This is a genomic window from Mycobacterium shimoidei, from assembly GCF_900417275.1.
Lineage (GTDB): Bacteria > Actinomycetota > Actinomycetes > Mycobacteriales > Mycobacteriaceae > Mycobacterium > Mycobacterium shimoidei.
This window is the reverse complement of sequence record NZ_UEGW01000001.1, coordinates 134,202-160,093: the sequence shown is the minus strand read 5'-3', so window position 1 is coordinate 160,093 and position 25,892 is coordinate 134,202. Positions and strand designations below refer to the sequence as shown.

25 protein-coding genes are annotated in these 25,892 nt (G+C 66.3%); 16 read left to right on the top strand and 9 right to left on the bottom strand.

Annotated elements, in window-relative coordinates; all coding sequences use genetic code 11:
- Positions 1-73 precede the first annotated feature (73 nt).
- From MSP7336_RS00800 to groL, 11 genes are all read left to right on the top strand, one after another.
- On the top strand, positions 74-1,489 hold the full coding sequence (locus MSP7336_RS00800; protein WP_069395370.1) for an NAD(P)H-hydrate dehydratase: 1,416 nt from the start codon (positions 74-76) through the stop codon (positions 1,487-1,489).
- A 23-nt stretch (positions 1,490-1,512) separates the two neighbouring features.
- Positions 1,513-2,898, top strand: coding sequence for a glutamate decarboxylase (gene gad, locus MSP7336_RS00795; RefSeq protein WP_113962843.1), 1,386 nt, complete (start codon positions 1,513-1,515; stop codon positions 2,896-2,898).
- Between the two features lie 253 nt (positions 2,899-3,151).
- Positions 3,152-3,340, top strand: a complete 189-nt coding sequence (locus MSP7336_RS23500; RefSeq protein WP_139819622.1) for a hypothetical protein — start codon at positions 3,152-3,154, stop codon at positions 3,338-3,340.
- Positions 3,341-3,416: 76 nt separating this feature from the next.
- A complete protein-coding gene (alr, locus tag MSP7336_RS00790; RefSeq protein WP_069395369.1) occupies positions 3,417-4,571 on the top strand; it encodes an alanine racemase in 1,155 nt (384 codons plus the stop codon).
- Entirely contained in the window at positions 4,568-5,695 is a 1,128-nt protein-coding gene (locus MSP7336_RS00785) for an alpha/beta fold hydrolase (RefSeq protein ID WP_372507625.1), read from the top strand. Before alr ends, MSP7336_RS00785 begins: the two co-directional genes overlap by 4 nt.
- A complete protein-coding gene (tsaE, locus tag MSP7336_RS00780; RefSeq protein WP_069395368.1) occupies positions 5,685-6,152 on the top strand; it encodes a tRNA (adenosine(37)-N6)-threonylcarbamoyltransferase complex ATPase subunit type 1 TsaE in 468 nt (155 codons plus the stop codon). Before MSP7336_RS00785 ends, tsaE begins: the two co-directional genes overlap by 11 nt.
- On the top strand, positions 6,137-6,826 hold the full coding sequence (tsaB, locus tag MSP7336_RS00775) for a tRNA (adenosine(37)-N6)-threonylcarbamoyltransferase complex dimerization subunit type 1 TsaB (protein WP_113962842.1): 690 nt from the start codon (positions 6,137-6,139) through the stop codon (positions 6,824-6,826). The genes tsaE and tsaB overlap by 16 nt, the downstream gene beginning before the upstream one ends.
- Entirely contained in the window at positions 6,823-7,275 is a 453-nt protein-coding gene (gene rimI, locus MSP7336_RS00770; RefSeq protein WP_069395366.1) for a ribosomal protein S18-alanine N-acetyltransferase, read from the top strand. The genes tsaB and rimI overlap by 4 nt, the downstream gene beginning before the upstream one ends.
- Positions 7,272-8,306, top strand: coding sequence for a tRNA (adenosine(37)-N6)-threonylcarbamoyltransferase complex transferase subunit TsaD (tsaD, locus tag MSP7336_RS00765; RefSeq protein WP_069395365.1), 1,035 nt, complete (start codon positions 7,272-7,274; stop codon positions 8,304-8,306). Before rimI ends, tsaD begins: the two co-directional genes overlap by 4 nt.
- 269 nt (positions 8,307-8,575) lie before the next feature.
- Positions 8,576-8,878 carry a co-chaperone GroES gene (groES, locus tag MSP7336_RS00760; RefSeq protein WP_003892970.1) on the top strand — a complete coding sequence of 101 codons (303 nt, stop codon included), beginning with the start codon at positions 8,576-8,578 and terminating at the stop codon, positions 8,876-8,878.
- A 99-nt stretch (positions 8,879-8,977) separates the two neighbouring features.
- On the top strand, positions 8,978-10,597 hold the full coding sequence (gene groL, locus MSP7336_RS00755) for a chaperonin GroEL (protein ID WP_069395364.1): 1,620 nt from the start codon (positions 8,978-8,980) through the stop codon (positions 10,595-10,597).
- 346 nt (positions 10,598-10,943) lie between these two features.
- On the opposite strand, the gene MSP7336_RS00750 is transcribed toward groL, so the two are convergent.
- Both MSP7336_RS00750 and MSP7336_RS00745 read right to left on the bottom strand, forming a co-directional pair.
- Positions 10,944-12,227 carry an ArsB/NhaD family transporter gene (locus MSP7336_RS00750; RefSeq protein ID WP_069395363.1) on the bottom strand — a complete coding sequence of 428 codons (1,284 nt, stop codon included), beginning with the start codon at positions 12,225-12,227 and terminating at the stop codon, positions 10,944-10,946.
- A gap of 36 nt (positions 12,228-12,263) precedes the next feature.
- The gene (locus MSP7336_RS00745; protein ID WP_069395362.1) at positions 12,264-12,722 is read right to left on the bottom strand and encodes a CBS domain-containing protein; all 459 of its coding nucleotides are present in this window, start codon (positions 12,720-12,722) and stop codon (positions 12,264-12,266) included.
- Positions 12,723-13,102: 380 nt separating this feature from the next.
- Here MSP7336_RS00745 and MSP7336_RS00740 point away from each other — a divergent pair, with 380 nt between their 5' ends.
- On the top strand, positions 13,103-13,690 hold the full coding sequence (locus MSP7336_RS00740; RefSeq protein ID WP_069395361.1) for a peroxiredoxin: 588 nt from the start codon (positions 13,103-13,105) through the stop codon (positions 13,688-13,690).
- 15 nt (positions 13,691-13,705) lie between these two features.
- Here the strand turns inward: MSP7336_RS00740 and MSP7336_RS00735 are convergent, their stop codons facing one another.
- The 4 genes from MSP7336_RS00735 to MSP7336_RS00720 form a co-directional block, all read right to left on the bottom strand.
- Positions 13,706-14,842, bottom strand: coding sequence for a 6-phosphofructokinase (locus MSP7336_RS00735; protein WP_069395360.1), 1,137 nt, complete (start codon positions 14,840-14,842; stop codon positions 13,706-13,708).
- Positions 14,843-14,904: 62 nt separating this feature from the next.
- A complete protein-coding gene (locus MSP7336_RS00730) occupies positions 14,905-15,219 on the bottom strand; it encodes a DUF732 domain-containing protein (RefSeq protein ID WP_069395359.1) in 315 nt (104 codons plus the stop codon).
- An 88-nt stretch (positions 15,220-15,307) separates the two neighbouring features.
- Positions 15,308-15,952 carry a VOC family protein gene (locus MSP7336_RS00725; RefSeq protein WP_232320981.1) on the bottom strand — a complete coding sequence of 215 codons (645 nt, stop codon included), beginning with the start codon at positions 15,950-15,952 and terminating at the stop codon, positions 15,308-15,310.
- A gap of 101 nt (positions 15,953-16,053) precedes the next feature.
- Complete coding sequence (locus MSP7336_RS00720) at positions 16,054-16,362, bottom strand: WhiB family transcriptional regulator (protein WP_069395358.1); 309 nt, start codon at positions 16,360-16,362, stop codon at positions 16,054-16,056.
- A 342-nt stretch (positions 16,363-16,704) separates the two neighbouring features.
- On the opposite strand from MSP7336_RS00720, the gene MSP7336_RS00715 reads away from it, so the two are divergent.
- Complete coding sequence (locus MSP7336_RS00715; RefSeq protein WP_069395357.1) at positions 16,705-17,517, top strand: hypothetical protein; 813 nt, start codon at positions 16,705-16,707, stop codon at positions 17,515-17,517.
- A 44-nt stretch (positions 17,518-17,561) separates the two neighbouring features.
- Here the strand turns inward: MSP7336_RS00715 and MSP7336_RS00710 are convergent, their stop codons facing one another.
- Positions 17,562-17,972 carry a DUF5319 domain-containing protein gene (locus MSP7336_RS00710; protein ID WP_069395356.1) on the bottom strand — a complete coding sequence of 137 codons (411 nt, stop codon included), beginning with the start codon at positions 17,970-17,972 and terminating at the stop codon, positions 17,562-17,564.
- A 138-nt stretch (positions 17,973-18,110) separates the two neighbouring features.
- On the opposite strand from MSP7336_RS00710, the gene guaB reads away from it, so the two are divergent.
- The 3 genes from guaB to MSP7336_RS00695 are packed head-to-tail and all read left to right on the top strand — an operon-like array spanning position 18,111 to position 22,684.
- Positions 18,111-19,709, top strand: a complete 1,599-nt coding sequence (guaB, locus tag MSP7336_RS00705) for an IMP dehydrogenase (protein ID WP_069395355.1) — start codon at positions 18,111-18,113, stop codon at positions 19,707-19,709.
- A 20-nt stretch (positions 19,710-19,729) separates the two neighbouring features.
- On the top strand, positions 19,730-20,857 hold the full coding sequence (locus MSP7336_RS00700; RefSeq protein WP_113964709.1) for a GuaB3 family IMP dehydrogenase-related protein: 1,128 nt from the start codon (positions 19,730-19,732) through the stop codon (positions 20,855-20,857).
- A 48-nt stretch (positions 20,858-20,905) separates the two neighbouring features.
- Entirely contained in the window at positions 20,906-22,684 is a 1,779-nt protein-coding gene (locus MSP7336_RS00695; protein ID WP_113962841.1) for a GMC family oxidoreductase N-terminal domain-containing protein, read from the top strand.
- A gap of 1 nt (position 22,685) precedes the next feature.
- Here the strand turns inward: MSP7336_RS00695 and MSP7336_RS00690 are convergent, their stop codons facing one another.
- Together MSP7336_RS00690 and MSP7336_RS00685 are read right to left on the bottom strand one after the other, a co-directional pair.
- Positions 22,686-25,076 carry a glycoside hydrolase family 65 protein gene (locus tag MSP7336_RS00690; protein WP_069395354.1) on the bottom strand — a complete coding sequence of 797 codons (2,391 nt, stop codon included), beginning with the start codon at positions 25,074-25,076 and terminating at the stop codon, positions 22,686-22,688.
- Positions 25,073-25,819 (bottom strand): beta-phosphoglucomutase family hydrolase, encoded by a 747-nt coding sequence (locus MSP7336_RS00685; RefSeq protein ID WP_069395353.1) that lies wholly within the window; start codon positions 25,817-25,819, stop codon positions 25,073-25,075. Before MSP7336_RS00685 ends, MSP7336_RS00690 begins: the two co-directional genes overlap by 4 nt.
- Between the last annotated feature and the right edge of the window lie 73 nt (positions 25,820-25,892).

The following is a 25,892-nucleotide window of genomic DNA, read 5'->3' as shown; positions in this document are numbered from 1 at the left end:
ACCTCGTTGAGGAAATTCCCGGCCGACGTAACCTTGGTGACGCGCGGGCACACGAGCGGAGGCATGCGGGCGGATGCGGCACTACTACTCGGCAGAGGCGATTCGCGAGGCCGAAGCACCGCTGCTGGCCAGTCTCCCGGACGGAGCGCTGATGCGCCGTGCCGCGTACGGATTGGCCACCGAGATCATCGGTGAATTGACCGCCCGCACCGGCGGGGTGGTGGGCCGGCGGGTGTGCGCGGTGGTCGGCTCCGGCGACAACGGCGGTGATGCGCTGTGGGCGGCGACGTTTCTGCGACGTCGCGGTGCGGCCGCCGACGCGGTCCTGCTCAACCCGGATCGCGCCCACCGGAAAGGCTTGGCCGCATTCAAGAAAGCCGGTGGCCGCATTGTGGATTCCGTCGCGGCGAACACCGACCTCGTCATCGACGGGGTGGTAGGCATCTCCGGTTCCGGGCCGCTGCGGCCGGCGGCGGCCGAGGTGTTCGCCGGCGCCGTCGGGATACCCGTCGTCGCCGTCGACATCCCCAGCGGCATCGATGTTGCGACCGGAGCGATCACCGGGCCGGCCGTGCAAGCCGCGCTGACCGTCACCTTCGGTGGACTCAAACCCGTGCATGCGCTCGCCGACTGCGGCCGTGTCCGACTGATCGACATCGGCCTGAACCTGCCCGAGAGCGATGTGCGGGCCTTCGATGCCGCCGACGTGGTAGCCCGCTGGCCGGTGCCGGGCCCGCGTGACGACAAGTACACCCAGGGCGTCACCGGGGTGATCGCCGGCTCGTCGACCTATCCCGGCGCGGCGGTGCTGTGCACCGGCGCCGCGGTCGCCGCCACCTCCGGCATGGTCCGCTACGCCGGCAGTGCGCACGAACAGGTGCTTGCGGCCTGGCCCGAGGTCATCGCATCACCCACCCCGGCATCGGCCGGACGGGTGCAGGCCTGGGTCGTCGGGCCCGGGCTGGGCACCGACGACACCGGCGCCGCGGCCCTATGGTTCGCCCTCGACACCGATCTGCCGGTGCTCGTCGACGCCGACGCGCTGACCATCCTGGCGGCTCACCCCGACCTGCTGGCCGAGCGCCGGGCCCCGACCGTGTTGACGCCGCACGCCGGCGAGTTTGCCCGCTTGGCCGGGGCTCCACCCGGTGAGGACCGCATCGGCGCCACCCGTAAGCTCGCCGACGCGTTCGGGGCCACTGTGCTGCTCAAGGGCAACGTCACCGTGATCGCCGAACCCGGCGGGCCGGTCTATCTCAACCCGGCGGGACAGTCCTGGGCGGCCACCGCCGGTTCGGGTGACGTGCTGTCCGGCATGATCGGCGCGCTGCTGGCGGCAGGGTTGCCCACCGGTGAGGCGGCCGCTGCGGCGGCATTCGTGCATGCCCGCGCGGCTGCCCTGTCGGCCGGCGATCCAGGACCGGGTGAGGCGCCGACGTCTGCGTCGCGCATCATTCCGCACATCCGGACGGCTCTGGCCGGCCTCTAGCGCCGAAAACGAAAGGATCTGTCGTGTTGCCGAATCATCCGTCTGTCCCTTCGCATTCGGTCAGTCCCGCCTACACCAGCCGCCTCTTCACCGCGCCGGTACCGGCGCTGCGGATGCCTGAGGAGTCGATGGATCCCGAGGCCGCTTACCGGTTCATCCACGACGAGCTGATGCTCGACGGCAGCTCTCGGCTGAACCTGGCCACGTTCGTCACCACCTGGATGGATCCCGAGGCCGGCAAGCTGATGGCCGAAACGTTCGACAAGAACATGATCGACAAGGACGAGTATCCGGCGACGGCGGCCATCGAGCAGCGCTGCGTGTGCATGGTCGCCGACCTCTTCCACGCCGAAGGGCTGCGCGACGACGACCCGTCCAGCGCGATCGGGGTGTCCACGATCGGGTCGAGCGAGGCGGTGATGCTCGGTGGGCTGGCGCTGAAATGGCGCTGGCGCCAGCGAATTGGCAAAGATTGGAAAGGCCGCACCCCGAATCTGGTGATGGGCTCCAACGTGCAGGTGGTTTGGGAGAAGTTCTGCCGCTACTTCGATGTCGAGCCGCGCTACCTGCCGATGGAAGAGGGCCGCTACGTCATCACGCCGGAACAGGTCGTCGATGCCGTCGACGAGGACACCATCGGGGTGGTGGCGATCCTGGGCACCACGTACACGGGTGAACTCGAGCCGGTCGACCAGATCTGCCAGGCGCTGGACAAGCTGGCCGCGGGCGGCGGGGTGGATGTCCCGGTGCACGTCGACGCGGCCAGCGGCGGCTTTGTCGTGCCGTTCCTGCATCCGGAGCTGAAGTGGGATTTCCGGCTGCCGCGGGTGGTGTCGATCAACGTCAGCGGTCATAAGTACGGCCTGACCTATCCCGGGATCGGGTTCGTGGTGTGGCGCGGCCCCGAACACCTGCCCGAGGATCTAGTGTTCCGGGTCAACTACCTCGGTGGGGACATGCCCACCTTCACGCTGAACTTCTCCCGCCCGGGCAACCAGGTGGTCGGCCAGTACTACAACTTCCTGCGGTTGGGCCGCGAAGGCTATACCCAGATCATGGCGACGCTGTCGCAAACGGCGCGCTGGCTGGCCCACGAGCTGACCGCCGGGGAACATTTCGACGTGATCTCCGACGGGTCGGCCATCCCGGTAGTTGCCGCGCGGCTCGCCGGCGACCGCGGCTACACCGAATTCGACGTGTCCCACGAGCTGCGCACGTTCGGCTGGCAGGTGCCCGCCTACACCATGCCCGACAACGCCAGCGACGTCTCGGTGCTGCGCATCGTGGTGCGCGAGGGGCTGTCGGCAGACCTGGCGCGGGCCTTGCACGACGACACTCGCACCGCGCTGACAACGTTGGACAAGCTCAAGCCGGGCGGTCACTTCACCCAGCAGCACTTCGCGCACTGAGCGATACACCGTCGAGCAAAAACGACAGATTTGCCCCTGGGCCCGATCGGTCAGCCCATACTGAGCTGATCCTCCGAGGACAGGAGTCGCAATGACGGGTCGCTGCGCGTCAGGGGAAAATGTTAGCTGGGCGAAACGAGGCCTCACGGCGCTGGCAACAGTCGTATTGGTCTTTGGAGGCCCGGCGATAGCTGGTAACGCCGACGACAGCGATTGGGGCCCGCCGCATCATTGGTGCCCCGGAGAGCAGCCCGTGCCGACGACTGGCAATCACGTCACCGACCCGCTCAATTGGGACTGGAATGTCTGCCACACCTACTACTTCGTCTGGCCGGGGATGGGCAACGTCTCCAGCTTGATCTGGGACGGCGAGAATCCGCCCCCGAAGCCTCCGCCCGCACCTGCCCTCAATTTCTGCCCAATTCCGCCATGGTGTCCGTGATCTAGCGCCCCGACCCAGGGCGGTCGGGTGTCGGCCCGGACGTCGACGCGGCAGGTTCTGGGACAATGACCGGAAGATGACTGCAATATCTGCGACCAGCGGCCTGATCGCGGAGGCATTGGTCGACCTCGACGCCATCGCACACAACGTGGGCGTGCTGCGCGAACATGCCGGCTCCGCGCAGGTGATGGTCGTCGTCAAGGCAGACGGTTACGGCCATGGCGCCGCACCCGTCGCACGCGCCGCGTTGGGCGCCGGTGCGACCGAACTGGGTGTCGCCACCGTCGACGAAGCGCTGGCGTTGCGAGCCGACGGCATCACCGCGCCGGTGCTGGCTTGGCTGCACCGGCCGGGCACCGATTTCGCACCGGCGCTTGCCGCCGACATCCAGATCGCGGTGTCGTCGCTACGCCAGCTCGACGAATTGCTCGACGCGGTACGCCGCACCGGCCAGGCGGCAACAGTCACGGTCAAGGTGGACACCGGCATGAACCGCAACGGTGTTCGCGCCGCCGAGCTCCCGGCGATGCTGGTTGCGTTGCGCCGCGCCATCGGCGACGACGCCATCCGGCTGCGTGGCTTCATGTCACATTTGGCCTGCGCCGATACACCCGAGCATCCCGCCAATGACGTTCAAGCGCAACGCTTTCGCGAAGTGCTTGCCCGAGCACGGGATAGTGGTCTGCGCTATGAGGTGGCTCATCTGTCGAATTCGTCGGCCGTTCTCAGCCGGCGGGACCTGGCGTTCGATATGGTTCGGCCCGGTATCGCGGTCTATGGGTTGAACCCCTTCGGCCGGCACGATGATCTGGGTCTGATCCCGGCGATGACGGTCAAATGCGTTGTGGCACTGGTCCGCGGCGTTCGCGCGGGCGAAGGCGTGTCGTATGGGCACACCTGGATCGCCGAGCAGGACACCAACGTGGCGCTGCTGCCGATCGGCTACGCCGACGGCGTCTTCCGCGCCCTCAGCGGTCGGCTCGACGTGCTGATCAACGGTCAGCGCCGCCGCGGCGTCGGGCGAATCTGCATGGATCAGTTCCTCGTCGACCTGGGACCGGGCAAACCCGACGTCGTCGAGGGCGACGAGGCGATTCTGTTCGGGCCGGGCATTTGTGGTGAACCCACCGCCCAGGACTGGGCCGACCTGCTCGGCAGCATTCACTACGAAGTGGTGACCAGCCCTCGCGGCCGGATCACTCGGACCTACCGTGAGGTCGAAACTCGTTGAGCGGTGATCATATTGACCGCTTTCCTAAGGGCAGGGTGGGGTTTGCCCGGTGGTTGGCGGGCGCTGCCGGTCTGGCAGCCGTAGGCACCGTTGCCGGGGTGTCGGTCGCCCGGCAGATGACGCGCCGCGCTGAAATTGACGATCCTTATGTGCACGAGGATTTCGAGGCACTGGAGGGCGATCGCAGCTACGTGGTGACGACCCCGGACGGCGTACCGCTGGCCGTGCGCGAGGTCGGACCCGTCGACGCGCCGTTGACAGTGGTGTTTGCTCATGGATTCTGTCTGCGGATGGGCGCCTTCTACTTTCAGCGCAAGCAATTTAGCGAGCAGTGGGGCGACAAGGTCCGGATGATCTTCTACGATCAGCGCGGCCATGGCCGCTCCGGGGAAGCGTCGCCGGATACCTACACGGTGGTCCAGCTGGGCATGGATTTGGAGACCTTGCTGCAAGTGATCGCACCGCGAGGGCCAATCGTGCTGGTCGGCCATTCGATGGGCGGTATGACCGTGTTGTCCCACGCCCGCCAGTACCCGCAGCATTACGGCAGCAGGATCGTCGGCGCCGCACTGATTTCATCTGCAGCTGAAGGCGTTTCGAAGTCACCGCTGGGCGAGATCCTGCAGAACCCCGCACTGGACGCCGTCCGGTTGGCTGCGCGGACCGCGCCAAAACTGGTGCACCACGGCCGGCACGCGGCGCGTTCACTGATCGGCCCGATCCTGCGCGCGGCATCATACGGTGACTTCAATGTCAGCCCGAGCGTGGTGGCGTTCTCGGAGAAGATGATGCACGACACCCCGGTCCCGACCATGGTGGAGTTCTTGCACGCGCTGGAAACACATGACGAAACCGCGGGTTTGCCCACCCTGGCGAAGATTCCGACCCTGATCGTGTGCGGTGACAACGACCTACTCACCCCGGCCGAATACTCGCGCAAGATGGCCAGCGCGCTGCCGGACTGCGAGTTGATCATCGTCGGCAGGGCCGGTCACCTGGTGCTGCTGGGCAAGCCGGAGCCGATCAACCAAGGCTTGGTGCGGCTGGTGAAGCGAGCCACCCCGGGCAGACTGGCGGGGTTGGCCCGGCGCTGGCGCGAGCGGAGTTGGTCTCGTGAGAGCTGAGCTGTCCGGCACGGCGACGCTGGACCGGGTCGAAGACACCATCGCCCTGGGCGCCCGGCTGGGCGCGCATCTGCGCGCCGGTGATGTCGTAGTGCTCTCGGGACCACTCGGGGCGGGAAAGACTGTGCTGGCTAAAGGGATTGCGGAGGCGCTCGATGTCGAGGGACCGATCACGTCACCGACATTTGTGCTTGCGCGGGTGCACCCGGCGCGCCGCGCGGGCGCGCCGGCGATGATCCACGCCGACTTCTACCGGCTACTCGATCGAAGCGGCGCCGACCTGCTCGCCGAACTGGACTCGCTGGACCTCGACACCGAGCTGCAGGACGCCGTCGTCGTGGTCGAATGGGGCGAGGGACTCGCCGAGCGGCTCTCGGAGCGTCACCTCGACATCCGCCTCGAGCGCATCAGCAACTCGGAGGCACGGACTGCCACCTGGCAATGGAGCGGCCGATGAGCCGGCTGGTGCTCACCATCGACACCGCCACCCCGGCGGTGACCGCAGGCATCGTGGCGGACGACCAGGTGCTGGCCGAACAGGTCACGATCGACGCGCGCGCGCACGCCGAGCGGATCACGCCGAATGTGTTGGCAGCGCTGGCCAGTGCTGAGGTCGCGATGGCTGATCTCGACGCTGTGGTGGTGGGCTGTGGGCCCGGGCCGTTCACCGGGTTGCGGGTGGGCATGGCCACCGCGGCCGCCTACGGGCATGCACTGGAAATCCCGGTGTACGGCGTGTGCAGTCTGGACGCCATCGGCGTTCTGACCGACGGCGACACGCTGGTCGTCACAGACGCGCGTCGCCGCGAGATCTATTGGGCCCGTTACCACGACGGGATGCGCGTCGACGGGCCGGCAGTCAATGCCGCCGCCGACGTCGACCCCGGGCCGGCTCGGGCGGTCGCCGGCTCACCCGATCACGCGGCGCTGTTCGACCTGCCGCGCTGCGATCCGGTCTCCCCAACGCCGCGCGGGCTGGTGCGCGCGGTGACGATGCGAGCCGGGACGGCCCGAGGAGGAGCCGCGCCATCGGCGGTGGCCATTGACTGGTCGCAGGCTCCGGCACCGTTGGTGCCGTTGTATTTGCGCCGGCCCGACGCCAAGACACTCGCCGAGCGGGCATCGCAATGACCATCACGATCGGCCCGCTGACACCCGCCGATGCCCAGCGCTGCGCGGAATTGGAGGCGCTGCTGTTTCCCGGCGACGATCCGTGGCCCGAGCCCGCGTTTCGCCGGGAACTGGCCGCCAAGCACAACCACTACGTGGCCGCGCGCGCCGGCGACCTGCTGGTGGGTTATGCCGGCATTTCCCGGCTGGGCCGCACACCGCCGTTCGAGTACGAGGTGCACACCATCGGCGTCGATCCGGCTTATCAGGGGCAGGGGATCGGGCGTCGGCTGCTGACCGAGCTGCTGGAGTTCGCCGACGGCGGCGTCGTCTATTTGGAGGTGCGAACCGACAATGCGCCCGCGATCGCGCTGTACCGAAGCTTTGGATTCACCGATGTCGGCCTGCGCCGGCGGTACTACCGGGCCAGCGGCGCCGACGCGTACACAATGAGGCGTGATCCGGCATGACGACCATCCTCGCAATCGAAAGCTCTTGTGACGAAACCGGTGTCGGCATCGCCCGGCTCGACGGCTTCGGTGTGGGGGCCACCGTTACGTTGCTTGCCGACGAGGTGGCATCCAGCGTCGACGAGCACGTCCGCTTCGGCGGGGTGGTGCCCGAAATCGCTTCGCGCGCACACCTGGAGGCGCTTGGGCCGACCATGCGCCGCGCGCTGGACGCCGCGGGCGTGCGCCGGCCCGACGTCGTCGCCGCGACGATCGGGCCAGGACTGGCCGGCGCGCTGTTGGTGGGAGTCGCTGCGGCCAAGGCGTATTCGGCGGCCTGGGACGTTCCGTTCTACGCGGTCAACCATCTGGGCGGGCATCTGGCCGCCGACGTCTACGAACACGGGCCGCTGCCGGAAAGCGTGGCGCTGCTGGTGTCCGGCGGGCACACCCATTTGTTGCACGTGCGGTCGCTGGGCGAGCCGATCGTCGAACTGGGCAGCACCGTCGACGACGCCGCCGGCGAGGCCTACGACAAAGTGGCCCGGCTGCTGGGCCTGGGCTACCCCGGCGGCAAAGTGCTCGACGAGCTGGCCCGCACCGGCAACCGCGACGCGATCGTGTTTCCCCGCGGCATGACCGGGCCGCGCGACGATCCGCATGCGTTCAGTTTCTCCGGGCTCAAGACCGCCGTCGCACGGTATGTGGAGAGCCACCCCGATGCGCCGACCGCCGACATCGCCGCCGGCTTCCAGGAGGCGGTGGCCGACGTGCTGACCATGAAGGCGGTGCGTGCGGCGACCGAGCTCGGCGTCTCCACCCTGCTGATCGCGGGCGGGGTGGCCGCCAACTCACGGCTGCGCGAGCTGGCCGAGGAGCGGTGCGCGCAAGCCGGTCTGACCTTGCGGATCCCGCGGCCACGGTTGTGCACCGACAACGGCGCCATGATCGCCTCGTTCGCGGCGCATCTGGTCGCGGCCGGTGCGTCGCCGTCGCCGCTGGATGTGGCCACCGACCCGGGCCTCCCGGTGGTAAAAGGCCAGGTCTTGTAGCTGCGGGCGCCGACGAAAGACCGCGTGTTGGGCGCGCTCGCGCCCGGGGCAAGGGAAGCAGCGGGGCGACCTTGAGTGCTAGCACTCTCACGTATAGAGTGCTAGGTGGCGATCGGACCACCCCTGCGTCGGCACCCGCGACGACGACGTGAGGGCACGGCCGAGTGCCGAACACCTGGTAACCGACGGTTCGGGGCTTGCTCCGGACCTACACCGACACGGTCCGGGGATGGCCCCGGCCCGAACCTAACTAGTGGAGGGCTCCAATCGTGGCGAGCGTGAACATCAAGCCACTCGAGGACAAGATCCTCGTACAGGCCAACGAGGCCGAGACCACGACCGCGTCCGGTCTGGTCATTCCCGACACCGCCAAGGAGAAGCCGCAGGAAGGCACGGTTGTCGCCGTCGGCCCCGGCCGTTGGGATGAGGACGGCGAGAAGCGAATCCCGCTGGATGTGGCCGAGGGTGACACCGTCATCTACAGCAAGTACGGCGGCACCGAGATCAAGTACAACGGCGAGGAGTACCTGATCCTGTCGGCGCGCGACGTGCTGGCCGTCGTCTCCAAGTAACGAGAGGCGTGTTCCGCCCCGGCAATCCCCGCGTCGTGCGGGTGATTTCCGGGGCGGTGCGCTTTGTTGACCGCCCAGCCAAAAGAGCAGGAAAGACTTATGAGCAAGCTGATCGAGTTCGACGAAAAAGCCCGGCGGGCAATGGAAGCCGGGGTGGACAGGCTGGCCGACGCGGTTCGGGTGACGCTGGGTCCACGCGGCCGGCATGTGGTGTTGGCCAAGGCTTTTGGTGGCCCAACCGTCACCAACGACGGTGTCACCGTGGCTCGAGAAATTGACCTGGAAGACCCGTTCGAGAACCTGGGCGCCCAGTTGGTCAAGTCGGTGGCCACCAAGACCAACGACGTCGCCGGTGACGGCACCACAACCGCGACGGTGCTGGCGCAGGCGCTGATCAAGGGCGGTCTGCGCAACGTCGCCGCCGGCGCCAACCCGATTGCGCTCGGTTCCGGAATCAGCAAGGCTGCCGACGCGGTCTCCGAGGCGCTGCTGGCCGCGGCCACCCCGGTGTCGGGCAAGACCGGTATCGCGCAGGTGGCCACCGTGTCATCGCGCGACGAGCAGATCGGTGAGCTGGTCGGCGAGGCGATGACCAAGGTCGGCCACGACGGGGTGGTCAGTGTCGAAGAATCCTCGACGCTGTCCACCGAGCTGGAGTTCACCGAGGGCGTCGGCTTCGACAAGGGTTTCCTGTCGGCCTACTTCATCACCGACTTCGACGCCCAGCAGGCCGTCCTCGAAGACGCCCTGATTCTGCTGCACCGCGACAAGATCAGCTCGCTGCCCGACCTGCTGCCGTTGCTGGAGAAGGTCGCCGAAGCCGGCAAGCCACTGCTGGTGGTCGCCGAGGACGTCGAAGGCGAGGCGCTGTCGACGTTGGTGGTCAACGCCATCCGCAAGACGCTCAAGGCGGTCGCGGTCAAGGCGCCGTTCTTCGGTGACCGCCGCAAGGCGTTCCTGGAGGACCTCGCCGTCGTGACCGGCGGGCAGGTGATCAACCCTGACGTCGGTCTGCTGCTGCGCGAAGCCGGCCTCGACGTGCTGGGTTCGGCTCGCCGCGTGGTGGTCAGCAAGGACGACACCGTGATCGTCGAGGGCGGCGGCAGCGCCGAGGCCATCGCCAACCGTGCCAAGCAACTGCGCGCCGAGATCGAGACCACCGACTCCGACTGGGACCGGGAGAAGCTCGAAGAGCGGCTGGCCAAGCTGGCCGGCGGCGTCGCCGTAATCAAGGTCGGCGCGGCCACCGAGACCGCGCTCAAGGAGCGCAAGGAAAGTGTCGAGGACGCGGTGGCCGCCGCTAAGGCCGCCGTCGAGGAGGGCATCGTCACCGGTGGCGGAACCGCGCTCCTGCAGGCCCGCAAGGCCCTGACCGATCTGCGTGCATCACTGTCCGGAGACGAGGCGGTGGGCGTCGACGTGTTCTCCGATGCGCTCAGCGCGCCGCTGTACTGGATTGCGACCAACGCCGGGCTGGACGGCTCAGTGGTGGTCAGCAAAGTCAGCGAGCTGCCCGCCGGCCACGGGCTCAACGCGGCGACGTTGGCCTATGGCGACCTGGCTGCCGACGGGGTCATCGACCCGGTCAAGGTCACGCGCTCGGCGGTGCTCAACGCGGCATCGGTGGCCCGGATGGTGCTGACGACCGAGACGGCGGTGGTCGAGAAGCCAGAGGAGCCCGAGGGCGATGGCCACGGCCATGGTCATCACCATCACTGAGCACTAGCGCGAAACACCCCCGGTCATCAGCCCGGGGGTGTTTCGTTTTGCCATGGACCGCATTTACCAGTGGGCGTGGGATCGGTACGGGGCGGTACTCGTGGGCGTGCTATGCCCTCGGGTGCTTATTGGCGCTGAATCACGACCACGCCCCGTTCACTAGTTGCTCGACCGTGGGGCCTATGTACGAATTTCCAAGCATTTTCGTGCATAGGCCCCACACTCGGCGTTATGGGCGTCGGCTTTGACACGGCGTTGGAATCGCGAGGCCAAACACCTGTACGGCGGCGGGCGGTCGAACAACCGGAGCGTTGACGCTGATAGACGAACGCCGTAGCCGGAACGACTAGAAGTAGCGCAACCACACGTACAGCCAGGCGAGGGTCGTACTGAATAGCGTGACCACAATGCCGTACTTGGTGAATTGCCAGAAGCTGATCGGCTGCCCCGCCCGTCGGGCGATCGCAATCGCGACGACATTGGCACTGGCGCCGATCGCGGTGCCGTTGCCGCTGAAGCAGGCGCCCAGGGCGAATGCCCACCACAGCGCCTGGCCGCTCGCGGCATCTGGATCTTCGGCCACCATCCTCTCGACGACCGGCGTCATCGTCGCCGTGTAGGGGATGTTGTCGATGAACCCGCCGAGCACCGCTGAGCCGAAAAGCAATGCGGTGGCGGCGAGGAAGAAATTGTTACGGAAAAAGGATGCGGCAGTGTGGCCGATCGTCCGGATCACGCCGGTGTGCACAAGGCCGGCAACCATGACGAAAAGGCCCATGAAGAAAACCAGCGTCGACCATTCGACCTCTGGTAGCACGTCTTCCACTTCGACCTCGCACACCAGGATCATCGCGCCGGCGCCGAGGAGCGCCACGATCGACGGCGCGACGTGCAGGACCGAGTGCAGGGCGAACCCGACGATGACGAGGGCGAGTACGGCGAGTGCCCGCCGGAGCAACCGGGTATCTGTGATCGCACGCCGCTCCTGCAGTGCCATCACGTCTTGCAGATGCTGACTGTCCGCGCGTAGTTGGGTGCGGAATAGCAGCCGGGTGAAGACCACGAACACCACGAAGATCACGGTCACTACGGGCGCCATGTGGACGAGGAAGTCGTTGAACGAGAGCCCGGCGCGGCTACCGATGATGATGTTGGGTGGATCTCCGATCAAGGTGGCCGCGCCACCGATGTTCGACGCGAGTACCTCGGCGATTATGTACGGCTGCGGCGCGATGCGTAACCGCTCGCAGACGACCAGTGTGACGGGCGCTACCAGCAGGATGATAGTGACGTTGTCGAGCACTGGCGAGGCGATGGCGGTGATGGTCATCAACATGACCATCAGCCGAAATGGCTTGCCGCGGGAGCGTTTTGCGGCCCAGATGGCCAGGAAGTCGAAGAGGCCGGTCTGTTTGATCACGCCGACGATGACCATCATCCCGAACAGCAGGAAGATGACGTTCCAGTCGATGCCCTCGTGCTCGGAGTAGAAGACCCGTTCGCCGGGAATCAGGCCGAGCACTGTCATCAGGCCCGCGGCGATGAGGACCGCCTTGACCTTGTTCGCCCGTTCGGTCGCCAGGAACCAGAAAGCGACAACGAATATGGCAATTGCGAGCACCGGGGCCACTCTGGCGTCTACCGACACGGGCTCGCCTCGTTCGTATCAGTCGCTGGGACCGGCGACCGCCAGACTGATCAGCAGTCGCTCCAAGGTCACCGCACCGGTCAGCTTGCCGTCGCGATCCACGACCGCAACCAGCGGGCTTCGCTTCTTAGCCATTTTGGTCGCAATCTCGAGCAGCGTTGCCTCCGGTGCCACCGTCGCCGGTTTGGCGACCGGGTCGGGCAGGCAATCGCGGACCGACAGCTTGCCCGGCCCGTGCCAGAACAGGTCGGCATGGACCTCGTCGACGGTGTGGACCAGGGCAGAATCGTCCTGATACGACTCCGGGATCGCCATGCGCAGCACTTGGGTGCCGGGCAGCACCGCGGCCGGACGGTCGGCTTCGTCGACGACAACCAGCCCGGGCAACCTGTTCACGGCCATCAGCTGGACGGCTTTCGACACCGGGTCGTCCATCCGAACTGTCGGCGCTGCCATCGCGATCTCATGTGCTTGCATGCTTTCATCCGAATGAATGGGCGGCAGTTGTCGTCATCGTCCTCGTACCCCCGTTAGTTCGTCAACCCATCCATTGAAATGACGCCGCGTTGATCTATGCCCGTGCCACAAACGCCGACGGTCACCTTGTCACGTTGTGACAAGACGGCCGTCGTAATCCATACCACCATGGAGCTTGTAGAGCGTTCGAAAGTCTTTGGAGTCAGGAAGCCAACACATGACAACGACCATTGAATACGACGAGACCGCACCCGCGGAACTGCTCGGTCAAAGGAAGCGCGACACCAAAGATTCTCGCCCCGACCTCATCGCGTTGCAGCGGTGGGAAGCAGAAGGAGGAGCCCTCCACTCAGCTGGTGGAATCGACTTAAGGAGTTGATATGTCACTGCTATCGATAGGCGACCAGTTCCCGTCCTACCAACTCACCGCATTGGTCGGCGGAGATCTGTCTAAAGTCGACGCCAACCAACCGGAGGACTATTTCACCACCATTTCCAGCGACGACTACCCGGGCAAGTGGCGCGTGGTGTTCTTCTGGCCGAAAGACTTCACTTTCGTATGCCCCACGGAGATCGCCGCATTCGCCAAGCTGAACGACGAGTTCGAAGATCGAGACGCTCAGATCCTGGGTGTGTCGGTGGACAGCGAGTTCGCACACTTCCAGTGGCGCGTACGCAACGAAGACCTCAAGACGGTGCCGTTTCCGATGCTTTCGGACATCAAGCGCCAGCTGGTCCAAGCAACTGGGGCGCTGAATGCTGAAGGTGTCGCTGATCGTGTCACTTTCATCGTTGACCCCAACAACGAGATCCAATTTGTCTCGGCGACCGCCGGATCCGTGGGACGCAATGTCGATGAGGTGCTGCGGGTGCTCGATGCACTGCAGTCCGACGAACTGTGTGCCTGCAACTGGCGCAAGGGTGACCCGACCCTGGACGCGGGGGAGCTGATGAAAGAGGCCGCGTAACAGGCAGCGACGCGGTCACGGTCCGATCGCGGTGTGCGTGGGCATTTCGTCGCCCAAGCAGATCCCCATATCGCGGGCGGTCAGTATCGAGTCGCAGTCAAGCGGGACCGTCTTTTGTCGGTGGGTGGCCTCGGCCAGCGGCACATAATTCACCGTCGGCGGGTCGAGAGCCACCATCACACCGTTGTGTCCGGCGTCGAGGGCCCGCACGGCCGCGGCGCCGAAGCGCAGACCGAGCAACCGGTCGAACGAGGTCGGCGAACCGCCCCGCAACAGGTGGCCGAGCACGACCGTGCGTGCCTCGCGGCCAGTCATCTGCGCGAGTTCGGCGGTGAGCTTGGCGCCGACACCGCCAAGGCGTTCGGCCTGCCCTACCGCCTTGCCCACGATCGACACCTCACCGCCGACCGGCCGGGCACCCTCGGCGACGCAGACGATGGAGAACTTCGCGCCGCGGCGTGCGCGTTCGGTGATCAAGGCGCTCACCGGCTCAAGGCGGTACGGGATCTCGGGGATCAGGATCACGTGGGCGCCAGACGCCATGCCGGCATTCAAGGCGATCCATCCCGCGTAGCGACCCATCACTTCCACCACGATGATTCGGCCGTGCGACGCCGCGGTGGAGAACAACCGGTCGATGCATTCCGAGGCGAATTCGACAGCGCTGTCAAAGCCGAACGTCGCCACCGTTTTATCCAGATCGTTGTCGATCGTCTTGGGAACACCGACTACACGCAGCCCGGCCTCGTGCAGGTGGCGCGCAATCCCCATCGTTCCGTCGCCACCGATCGTGATCAACGCGTCGATTCGGTGCTCCTCGAAGCGGGCGAGCAGCTCCTCGCTTCGATCAACCTCTATCCAGGTGCCATCGCTTTGTTGGACCGGATACGCAATCGGGTTGCCAATATTGGTGGTGCCGATGATCGTGCCACCGAGGTGGACGATGCCGCGAACCCTGTCCCGAGTCAGCTGGATCAGGCCACCGTCGGGGTATTGCTCGGGGAACAGTAACCCGTTGAAGCCGTCGCGGATCCCGAGGACATCCCAGTCGCGATTTCGTGCGGCAAGTGTGGCCGCGCGGATGACGGCGTTGAGTCCCGGCGCGTCACCGCCGCCGGTACTCAGCGCGATCCGCTTGATGGGAGATCTCACGACGCGAAGCTTCGCCGGTGAAAGACATTTACTGGTTGTGCTGCAACATGTTTAGCCGACCGTCAGAGTGTATCGGGACACAGATGATGTTGCGCAGCCTGTACGATCATTCGGCCGATACCGGCATCATTGGGGTTCACCTGTGCAATCAACTGGTCAGGTGACTCGCCCAAATGCAGCCGGTTGCAAGCCATATAACCTTGTGCCACCACAGCGCCGTCGGGCATCTGCTGGCCCGCAAAAGTCAAACCCGGGAAGCCGTTGGACCGAAGTTCGTTGAGGAATGCTTGCTCGTCAGCGTGAGCCGACGGTGCGCCGATAACGCTGCCAATGAGCCCCGCCGCGACCGCAACTCCGGCTAGAAGCTGTTTACGCACACTGCCACCTCCTGGTTTCTCCAGCCGGCTCTGACGTTTTGGATGCTAGTTGTGGTGTTGGGTAAAAACTTGCGTATCCGTCAACCGGTCAGAGCGTTTTCCAGGTGAGGGCTCGTTTGTTGGCCCGAGCAGTGGTGCCCGGGCGGGTGCCGGCGCCCTGCTGGAGCAGCTCGGCAGGATCGGCGCCGGCGCGCAGCCGCTCGAGCAGGTAGTCGGGGTCGAAGGTGACCCCGATGGGGTTCGCTGCGAATGCGCTGCCGCGAAAGTAGTCTGCGGTGGCCTGGCCGGTAGGGAAGTTCTCGGTTTGGAACTCCAATCGGCTGCCGTCCGGATCCTCGTAGTACAGCGAGGTGGTCGGACCGTGATTTATCGACCAAACCGGTGTGATTCCAACCTCTTTGAGCCGCTCGTACGTCGACAGCAGATGATCCAGGGACTTGAAGCCCAGACCCAGATGGTCGATGCCGTAGAACTTACGGCGCCACCGCGAGAACGGGAACAGGTAGCGCAGCACCCCGGGCAGCTTGATCAGCGCAAGACGATGGCTTTCGGCGTCCCAGGTCAAGAACGCAATTTTTCGGTCCTCATGCACGATGCGGGCGCCAAAGACCGTCTGGTACCACGCGATCATCTGTTTGCTCCGCGCCGTCTTGACCACCCAGTGGGCCAGGTAGTCCGGAACGCGCATGCCGTCGTGTTGGACCGGTTGACGGGGCATCGATTGGGAGCTCATAGTGCCGTCCTCCCGACGAGGCTCATCGTCGACCACGTGAGGGCCGTGCCGTGATGCTAAGCCTGACCTGGCGTGGTCGGCACCGAAACCGCGGTCGCCTTTTACGCGGTACGGCGAATCCCGCGGCCGCGACCGAAGTCGCGCTTGAGCAGCATGTCGCGCTCGCTTTCTGACAAGCCACCCCAGATGCCGTACGGTTCACCGACCTCCAGTGCATAAGTGCGGCACGGTTCGATGACCGGGCAGCGGCGGCACATCTCCTTGGCGCGCCGCTCGCGTTGCATGCGCGCCCGGCCGCGTTCGCCGTCGGGGTGGAAAAACACCGAGGAATCCACACCTCGGCATAGTCCCTGTAGTTGCCATTCCCAGACATCGGCGTTGGGCCCTGGTAGTTGCTCCGGCTGTGGCATGGAAATCCCTCTCTGCGCCCGGTGTGACGGCCAGTTCGCGAAGGCTCAAGTCGCCAACCGAATCGAAGCGGGGTCGCCGATGACTTCCCGTAGTCATAAAGGTAGGGGCGCAAACGAAATTCCGTCAACATTGGTCGCAGTGACTGAATACCCCGCTGCGCCTTCAGAATTTACTTTGCGTTCATCGCTGAGATGCAATTGCCATGGGCCCGCTGTGATACGGCGAACTCGCTGAATGCCGAGATTTCGCTGCTCGCAACCGGACAACGCAGGAGCCGCAATTATTAACGCCATCGCGCTGGTTAATATCGCCGTAACGGAGAGACCATGAACTTTTAACTAATGATCACGGTGATCGATATCGAGTCGGACCCGACGACCCAGGCAGCCCTGAACGCAGCGGCGTTCGCGGACGAGCCCGGCCGTTGGCCGTTGCCGACCGCAACCACACCGCACCAGCTCTGGCTGCGCGCGGTGGCAGCCGGCGGCCAGGGCCGCTACGGCAGCGCCCGCAAGGACCTGACAACGCTACTTCGCTGCGCGCCAAGCGGTCGGCTCGCCTCGCTGGCACACAGCACCCAGGGCTCTTTTCTGCGTCAGCTGGGCTGGCACACGCTGGCCCGCGGTTGGGACGGTCGGGCGTTGGCCCTGGCCGACGGCGACCCCGAGGCAGGCGCCGATGCTCTGATCGGGCTGGCCGCCGACGCGCTGGGCGTCGGCCGCTTGGCCGCTTCCGCAACGTTGTTGGCTCGCGCGGAGCCGCTGGCGGCCGAGGCGCCTTTACGGCTGCGGGTGCGACGGGCGTGGGTGGCCGCCGAGCTGGCAATGGCGTCCGACGACGGCGCAACCGCTGTGCGGCACGCCGAAAGCGCGGCGGAGTTGGCCGACGGGTTGATGTCGGCGCGCCATCGCGTCAAAAGTGATGTGGTGCTGGCCGCTGCGCTCTGCAGCGCCGGCAAGCTCGATCGAGCGCGGGCGGTCGGTGACGCGGCGCTGGCGGCCACCGGCGCGTTAGCGCTGGTGCCGTTGCGGTGGGCGGTCGCCTGCATGCTGGTCGACCTCGGGAGCGCAACGTGCACAGCGGAAGAGCTTGTCGACCTGCGCGACCAGTGCGCCGAACGAGTTCGCCGCGCCGGGGGCGTCTGGCGTACGTGATTCAAACAGCCGAAATTGCTTCTGTTGACGACGATTAGGGCCGCTCAGCGACGGCCGAACCCCTCGGTGTCGGACGTCGCCTCGTTGAGCGAAGCGTCGGCGTAGCCGCGGCAGTAATCCCAGGTGACGTAGGCGTCCGGTTCCGGGTCATAGGCCGGCTCGTGCGGCCGCACCGTGCCGTCGACTAGCAGCTGCAACAGGTTGGCGCGCAACATATCCCAGTCGTGATAGTGGTCCTGCTGGCATTCGTCGCAGCACACCACGAGACCGCGAATACCCTTGTGCGCCAACAAAGCCTCGTACACGGCCAGGTCGGCCAGGTCAGCCTCGACCGCCATCCGCTCCTGGGCGTCCAGCGGGGGACCCGGCTCGACGGCTTCCAGGGCGGCCGACGGGTCGCACGGGTCGTCGGCAAATGGATCGGGCGGCAAACCCGGTGGAAGGTAGTCGCGCACGCCTCCACATTACGCAGCCGTGCTGTCATTGCGCTAGCGGTTGATCAGGAGCGTTACCCGACGGCGCGGATGTCACCCGGTGTCGGCTGAGCCGATAGGATGGGCTTCTCACTCCGCCTGTGTTTGGAGGGTCCAGCGATGTCTTCCGGCTTGTCCCATCTTGAAGGCAGCGACGACCTGATTGTCAGCTCGTACCCGCGGATCGGTGGCCTGCCTGAGGAGGCTGTGCCGACCGGAGGTGACGATCCTCACAAGGTCGCGATGCTGGGGCTGACCTTCGACGACGTGTTGCTGCTGCCCGCCGCTTCCGACGTGGTGCCCGCAACCGCCGACACCTCCAGCCAGCTGACCAAAAAGATCCGGCTCAAGGTGCCGCTGGTCAGCTCGGCGATGGACACCGTCACCGAAGCACGGATGGCGATCGCGATGGCCCGCGCCGGCGGGATGGGCGTACTGCATCGCAACCTGGCCGTCACCGAGCAGGCCGGGCAGGTCGAGACCGTCAAGCGGTCGGAAGCCGGCATGGTCACCGACCCGGTCACCTGCCGCCCGGACAACACGCTCGCTCAGGTCGACGCGCTGTGTGCCCGGTTCCGGATCTCCGGCTTGCCGGTCGTCGACGACGACGGCGCCTTGGTCGGCATCATCACCAACCGGGACATGCGGTTCGAGGTGGACCAGTCCAAGCCCGTCTCCGAGGTGATGACCAAAGCCCCGCTGATCACCGCGCAAGAAGGTGTCAGCGCGGACGCGGCGCTGGGCCTGCTCCGTCGCAACAAGATCGAGAAGCTGCCCATCGTGGATGGTCGTGGGCGCCTGACCGGCCTGATCACCGTCAAGGACTTTGTCAAGACCGAGCAGTTCCCGCTGGCCACCAAGGACAACGACGGCCGGCTGTTGGTCGGTGCGGCGGTCGGGGTAGGCGAAGACGCGTGGGTGCGCGCCATGACGCTGGTCGACGCCGGCGTCGACGTGCTGGTCGTCGACACCGCGCACGCGCACAACCGCCTGGTCCTGGACATGGTCAGCCGGCTCAAGGCCGAACTGGGTGACCGGGTCGAGGTGGTCGGCGGCAACGTCGCTACCCGGGCGGGAGCCGCCGCGTTGGTCGCCGCGGGCGCGGACGCGGTGAAAGTGGGCGTCGGCCCGGGATCGATCTGCACCACGCGCGTCGTCGCCGGCGTGGGAGCACCTCAGATCACCGCAATCTTGGAGGCCGTCGCGGTCTGCGGCCCGGCCGGTGTGCCGGTCATCGCCGACGGCGGGCTGCAGTACTCCGGCGACATCGCCAAGGCGCTGGCCGCCGGCGCCTCGACGACGATGCTCGGTTCATTGCTGGCGGGCACCGCCGAGTCGCCTGGGGACTTGATCTTCGTCAACGGCAAGCAGTTCAAGAGCTATCGCGGTATGGGGTCGCTGGCCGCCATGCAGGGCAGAGGCTCTGGAGGCGGCGGGAAGTCGTACTCCAAGGACCGCTACTTCGCCGACGACGCATTAAGCGAAGACAAGCTCGTTCCGGAGGGCATCGAGGGCCGGGTGCCCTTCCGGGGGCCGTTGTCGTCGGTGATCCACCAGCTCACCGGCGGGCTGCGCGCCGCGATGGGCTACACCGGGTCCGCCACCATCGAGGACCTGCAGCAGGCCCAGTTCGTCCGGATCACCGCCGCGGGCTTGAAGGAAAGCCACCCGCATGACATCACCATGACTGTCGAAGCCCCGAATTACTACGCGCGGTGAACGGGTCGCTGATGCGAGACATGGTCGAGATCGGCATGGGGCGTACGGCGCGGCGTACCTACGAACTCGACGACATCAACATCGTGCCGTCGCGTCGCACCCGCTCCTCGCAGGACGTGTCGACGGCGTGGCAGCTGGATGCCTACCGATTCGAGATCCCCGTCATCGCTCACCCGACCGATGCCCTGGTGTCGCCGGAATTCGCCATCGAGCTCGGCCGGCTCGGCGGCCTGGGGGTGCTCAACGGCGAGGGACTGATCGGGCGGCACCACGACGTGCAGGCCAAGATCGCGCAGGTCGTCGAAGCGGCGGCCAAGGAACCCGAACCCTCCGCGGCCATCCGGCTGCTGCAGCAGTTCCACGCCGCCCCGCTGGATCCCGATCTGCTGGGCGCCGCGGTGGCCCGCATCCGCGAGGCCGGAGTGATCACCGCGGTGCGGGTCAGCCCGCAAAATGCGCAGGCACTGACGCCGGCGCTGGTCGCTGCCGGTATCGACCTGCTAGTCATCCAGGGCAGCATCGTGTCGGCCGAACGCGTGGCTCAGGACGGTGAGCCGCTCAACCTCAAGACGTTCATCTCCGAGCTCGACGTGCCGGTGGTGGCCGGCGGGGTCCTCGACCATCGGACCGCGCTGCACCTGATGCGCACCGGCGCCGCCGGCGTCATCGTCGGCTACGGCTCGACCCAGGGCGTGACCACCAGCGACGAGGTGCTCGGTATCAGCGTGCCGATGGCTACCGCGATCGCCGACGCTGCCGCCGCCCGCCGGGAATACCTCGACGAAACCGGTGGCCGCTACGTGCATGTGCTGGCCGACGGCGATATCCACACCTCGGGCGACCTCGCCAAGGCCATCGCCTGCGGTGCCGACGCGGTGGTGTTGGGCACGCCGCTGGCCGAGGCGGCCGAGGCGCTTGGCGACGGATGGTTCTGGCCCGCCGCGGCGGCGCACCCGTCGCTGCCGCGCGGCGCGCTGCTGCAAGTCGCGGTCGGCGAACGGGCGCCGCTGCAGCGGGTGCTCAACGGCCCGTCCGACGACCCGTTCGGCTCGCTGAACCTAGTCGGCGGCCTGCGCCGGTCGATGGCCAAGGCCGGCTACTGCGACCTCAAGGAATTCCAGAAGGTCGGGTTGACCGTCGGCGCGTGAACGTAGCTTCACGCTCGAAGCGTGTCGTCTGAGAGCTAGGCTTGCCGAGTGAAACCGGATTACGACGTTCTGATCATCGGTTCGGGCTTCGGGGGTAGCGTCACCGCGCTTCGGCTGACCGAGAAGGGCTATCGCGTGGGGGTGCTCGAGGCCGGCCGTCGCTTCTCCGACGAGGACTTCGCCAAGACCTCCTGGAACTTGCGCAAGTTCCTGTGGGCCCCGCAATTGGGCTGCTACGGCATCCAGCGCATCCACCTGCTGCAGGACTGCATGATCTTGGCCGGAGCCGGCGTCGGTGGCGGATCGCTGAACTACGCCAACACGCTGTACGTACCGCCGGACGAGTTCTTCAACGATCGCCAGTGGTCGCAGATCACCGATTGGCGCAGTGAGCTGACCCCGCACTACCAGCAGGCGCAGCGGATGCTCGGCGTGGTCCAGAACCCGACGTTCACCGACGCCGACCGCGTCATGAAGGAGGTGGCCGACGAGATGGGTGTGGGCCACACTTTCGTGCCGACGCCGGTCGGGGTGTTCTTCGGCCCGGACGGCACCAAGACGCCCGGCAAGACGGTACCTGACCCCTACTTCGGCGGCGCGGGCCCGGAACGCACTGGTTGCCTGGAATGTGGGTCGTGTATGACCGGCTGCCGTTACGGCGCAAAGAACACGTTGGTGAAGAACTACCTGGGTCTCGCGGAATCAGCTGGGACGCAAGTACATCCGATGACAACTGTGACCGGGTTCGAGCAGCGACCGGACGGCATGTGGGACATTCACACCAAGCGCACCGGTCGCTTGCTGCGCCGCAAGAAGCGCACCTTCACCGCGAATCATCTGGTGCTCGCCGCCGGGACGTACAACACCCAAAAGCTGCTGTTCAAAATGCGGGACAAGGGCAAGCTGCCCAAGCTGTCCGAAAAGCTGGGTGTGCTGACCCGCACCAACTCCGAATCGATCGTTGGCGCGGGCCGGCTGAAGGTCAGCCCCGATCTGGACCTGACCCACGGGGTGGCGATCACATCGTCGATCCACCCGACGCCGGACACCCATATCGAACCGGTCCGGTACGGCAAGGGCTCCAACGCTATGGGGCTGTTGCAGACGCTGATGACCGACGGCCCCGGCCCCGAGGGCACCGATGTTCCGCGGTGGAAACAGTTGCTGCACAACGCCGCCGAAGATCCGCGCGGAACCCTGCGCCTGCTCAACCCGCGGCGGTGGAGCGAGCGCACGATGATCGCGCTGGTGATGCAGCATCTGGACAACTCGATCACCACGTTCACCCGGCGGAACAAACTGGGCCTGCGGCGCTACGTCAGCAAGCAGGGTCACGGTGAGCCCAACCCGACCTGGATCCCGGTCGGCAACGAGGTCACCCGCCGCATCGCCGCCAAGATCGACGGGGTCGCGGGCGGCACCTGGGGTGAGCTGTTCAACATCCCGCTGACCGCCCATTTCCTGGGCGGTGCGGTGATCGGGGACAGCCCCGAACACGGCGTGATCGACCCCTATCACCGGGTGTACAACTACCCGACATTGCTGGTGGTCGACGGTGCCGCGATCTCGGCGAACCTCGGAGTCAACCCGTCGCTGTCCATCGCCGCGCAGGCCGAGCGAGCCGCGTCACTGTGGCCCAACAAGGGCGAAGCCGATCTGCGGCCGCGCCAAGGCGAGCCTTATCGGCGGCTGGACCCGATCGCCCCGCAGCATCCGGTGGTGCCCGCCGACGCGCCGGGCGCGCTGCGCTGGCCGCACGCCGGCGACGATGCGGAGCGCAGTGCCGATGAGCAGCGCCGTAGGGGACCGGTCAGCTCCGCCGGCTGAATCAGCTCGAGGCCGCTAAATGGCGTCCCTCGGACCTGACGGTCCGCCGGTGTGTCGGCTCGCGGCCCACCGGCTGTTCCGGGGCGGGCAGCAGCGGTTCCCGTTTCTTCAGCGGAACGGTGACCGGCGCTTGGGTGCTCAGCTCGAGATCTTCGCCGGCGTGGCGGATCGTCAGCTGGCTGTTGGGCCCGTCGCGCAGCGTGTAGGTGACGTCGGTGTGGGTGACGCAGACCGTGAGCCGACACTCACGCCAGCGCAACCGGAAACGCAGACACGAAATGCCGTCGGGCAGCGCAGGATCCAGCGACAGGATGCCTTCGTCGTCGCGCAGACCGCCGAATCCGCCGACCAGCGCGGTCCAGGCTCCGGCCAGCGACGCCATGTGCAGACCGTCGCGGCTGTTGTGGTGCAGATCGCGTAGGTCGATCTGGGCTGCCTCGTAGGCGTAGTCGTGGGCCAAGTCCAAATGTCCTACCTCGGCACACATCACTGCCTGCGTCAAGGCCGACAGCGACGAGTCGCGCACCGTGCGCCGCTCGTAATAGTCGACGTTGCGGGCTTTCTGGTCGGGGGTGAATGCGTGGCTCTGCCACTGCATCGCCAACACCAAGTCGGCCTGTTTGATGACTTGCGCCGGATACAGCCGCACATAGGGCTCGTGCAGTAGCAGCGGGTATGTCGGGTTTGCCTCGAAGTCCCATTCGGCGAAGGTGGTAAAGCCTTCGCACTGCTGGTGCACACCCAGCTCCTCGTCGTAAGGAATGTGGGCGGCATCGGCTGCATCACGCCACGAGGCCATCTCCTCGGTGGTGACACCCATCGCGTGTGCCGCCTGAGGGTGGCGGCCGCATGCATCGGCGGCGACGCGCAGATTGTGGGCGGCCATCAGATTCGTGAACACGTTGTCGCGCACCACGGCGGTGTACTCGTCGGGGCCGGTGACGCCGTCGAGGTGCCACACGCCGTGCCGATCGTGGTGCCCGATCGACATCCACAGCCGGGCCGTTTCGACCAGCACCGCCAGCCCGCACTCCTCCTCCAACGAATTGTCGCCGGTGACAATGCGGTACCGCTCGAACGCCATCGCGATGTCGGCGTTGATGTGCCAGGCCGCGGTGCCGGCCGGCCAGTAGCCCGAACACTCCTGGCCGCGGATGGTCCGCCAGGGAAAGGCGGCGCCGGCGAGGCCGAGTTCGGCCGCACGCTCCTTGGCCAAATCCAGCGTCGACGCTCGCCACCGCAGCGCGTCCGCGGCGGCGTGCGGCGCGGTGTAGGTGAGTACCGGAAGAACGAAACCCTCGGTGTCCCAAAAGGCGTGGCCGTCGTATCCGGTGCCGGTGAGCCCTTTGCCGGGGATGGCGCGCTGTTCGGCGCGGGCGCTGGCCTGCAACAGGTGAAATAGACCGAAGCGCACCGCCTGCTGGGAATCGGGGTCGCCCTCGACCTCGACGTCGGCGGAGTCCCAGAAATCGTCGAGGTATTTCCGCTGCCCATCGACCAGCCCCTGCCACCCGCTGTAGCGGGCGCCGGCGATGGCGCCGGCGGCCTGGTCACGCAGCGCCGGACGGGAGCGCAGGCTCGACCAGCCGTAGGCCAGGTACTTGACGATCCGCAGCTTCTGACCGGGACGAAGCCCGCAGATGATCGTGGTGCGGGCCAAATCTGGGCGTGTCTCGGTGGAGACCTCGACGCGCCCGGGCACGTCGATCTCGTGGTCCATCGCGGCGGCCATCATCAATCCACTGGCCCGGGTCCGATGCATCAGCACCGCTCGGTAATCCGTGTTGGTCTCGTGGTCGACGGCTTCCAACGGGTGATCCAGCACTGCGGCCACGCGTGGATCGGCCGACGTCTTGGGCTGGTCCTCATTGGCGACCAACTCGGATTGCACTGTCACGCGGACGAACTCGTCGACCGCCTCGACGATGTACTCGATGGCCGCGACACTGCGCTGCACCAGTGACACCAACCGGGTCGACTGCAATTTGATGTGCTTGCCTGCCGGTGAGCGCCAGTGCGCGCGGCGCAGCAGTGTTCCGGCACGCATATCGAGAACCCGCTCGTGGTGCAGCAGGTCGCCGTAGCGGACGTCGAACAACTCGTCGTCGACCATGAGGCGCAGAATCTTGCCGTTGGTGACGTCGACGACGGTCTGGCCGGCTTCCGGGTAGCCGTATCCCGCCTCCGCGTACGGCAGCGGGCGGACTTCGTAGAACGAGTTCAGGTAGGTGCCCGGCAGGCCGTGCGGCTCTCCTTCGTCGAGGTTGCCGCGCAGGCCGATGTGCCCGTTGGACAGGGCGAACAGCGACTCCGATTGGGCCAACACGTTCAAGTCGAGCCGGGTTTCACGCACCTGCCAGGGCTCGATCGGGAAGGCTTCCTCAGTGATCATGATTGTGTCCTAAGCAGTTCGGCGAGATCGGTGACGACGACGTCGGCGCCGTGGCTGCGCAATTCGTCGGCCTGTCCCACCCGGTCGACGCCAACCACGAACCCGAAGTTACCGGCCCGGCCCGCGGCCACCCCCGACAGGGCGTCCTCGAAAACCGCTGCGGCGCTCGGCTCGACTTGTAGCAGCTGCGCAGCCCGCAGAAACGAGTCGGGTGCGGGCTTGCCGGCGATGTTTTCCTCGCGCAGCGTCACACCGTCGACGCGCTGTTGGACGAACCGGTCGAGGCCGGTGATTTCGAGCACATCGCGGGTATTTGCGCTCGAGGACACCACGGCCACCTTGAGGCCAGCGTCGGTGACTGCCTGCAGATAGCGCCGCGACCCGTCGAACACCTCGACGCCGTCGTTGTGCAGCGTCTGCTGGAACGCGTCGTTTTTCCGGTTGCCCAGGCCGTGCACCGTCTCGGCGTCGGGCGGATCGTCGTCGCTGCCCTCGGGCAGCTCGATGCCGCGGCTTTTCAGAAAGGACCGGACGCCGTCTTCGCGTTTCTTACCGTCCACGTACTGCCGGTAGTCCGAGGCCGGGTCGAACGGAACGAACTTTTCACCGGTGCGCTCCGCTCGCTGCTTCAAGTACGCGTCGAACATGGTTTTCCAGGCCTTCGTGTGCACGCTTGCGGTGTCGGTCAGCACACCGTCGAGATCGAACAAACATGCCTGTACCTTGTCCGGCAGACCCAGCACGGCAGTCCCCTTTCAGTTCGGCGATACCACTTCACCATGTCGGTCGCCGGGCCGTCAGCTTTTTGCGATTGCC